General features: G+C 67.7%; 1 protein-coding gene. It reads right to left on the bottom strand.

Annotated elements, in window-relative coordinates:
* On the bottom strand, positions 1–963 hold a 963-nt coding region (gene fgd, locus ASJ79_RS24705), incomplete at its 5' end, for a glucose-6-phosphate dehydrogenase (coenzyme-F420) (RefSeq protein WP_067961198.1).

Raw genomic sequence — 963 nt, 5'->3', positions numbered from 1 at the left:
TCAGCCGAGCTTGCGCAGCCTCGGTTCCAGGTCGCGCTGGAAGAGTTCCAGGAAGCGGCGCTGGTCGTGGCCGGGGGCGTGGAACACCAGGTGGTTGAGCCCCCAGTCCACGTAATCCTTGACCTTGGCCACCGCCTCGTCGGGATCGGAGGCCACGATCCAGCGCTTGGCGACCTGTTCGATGGGCAGCGCGTCGGCGGCCTTCTCCATCTCGATCGGATCGTCGATGGAGTGCTTCTGCTCGGCGGTCAGCGACAGCGGCGCCCAGAACCGGGTGTTCTCCAGCGCCAGTTCCGGATCGGTGTCGTAGGAGATCTTGATCTCGATCATCCGGTCGACGTCGTCGGGGTTCTTGCCCGCCGCCTCGGCGCCCTCACGCATGGCCGGGATGAGCTTGTCCTTGTACAGTTCCTCGCCCTTGCCGGAGGTGCAGATGAAGCCGTCACCGGCGCGGCCGGCGTACTTGGCCACCTGCGGTCCGCCCGCGGCGATGTAGATCGGGATGCCGCCCTCGGGCACGTCGTAGATCGAGGCACCCTTGGTCTTGTAGTAGTCGCCGGCGAAGTCCACCCGGTCGCCCAGCCACAGCTCGCGCATCAGCCGCACCGACTCGCGCAGTCGCGCATAGCGTTCCTTGAACTCCGGCCACTCACCCTCGTAGCCGGTGGCGATCTCGTTGAGCGCCTCACCGGTGCCCACCCCGAGGAAGATGCGGCCCGGGTACAGACAACCCATGGTGGCGAACGCCTGGGCGATCACGGCCGGGTTGTAGCGGAACGTCGGGGTGAGCACCGACGTGCCCAGCTGCAGCCGCCTGGTGCGCTCCCCGACCGCGGTCATCCAGACCAGCGAGAACGGTGCGTGCCCGCCCTGGTGCCGCCACGGCTGGAAGTGATCACTGACGGTCGCACTGTCCATCCCGTGCTCTTCGGCCGCGACGGCCAGTTCGACGAGCTCGCGCGG

Source organism: Mycobacterium sp. NAZ190054 (assembly GCF_001545925.1).
In the GTDB taxonomy this organism is placed as follows: Bacteria; Actinomycetota; Actinomycetes; order Mycobacteriales; family Mycobacteriaceae; genus Mycobacterium.
The sequence above is the reverse complement of the archived record's forward strand: the minus strand, read 5'-3'. Positions and strand labels throughout refer to the sequence as shown.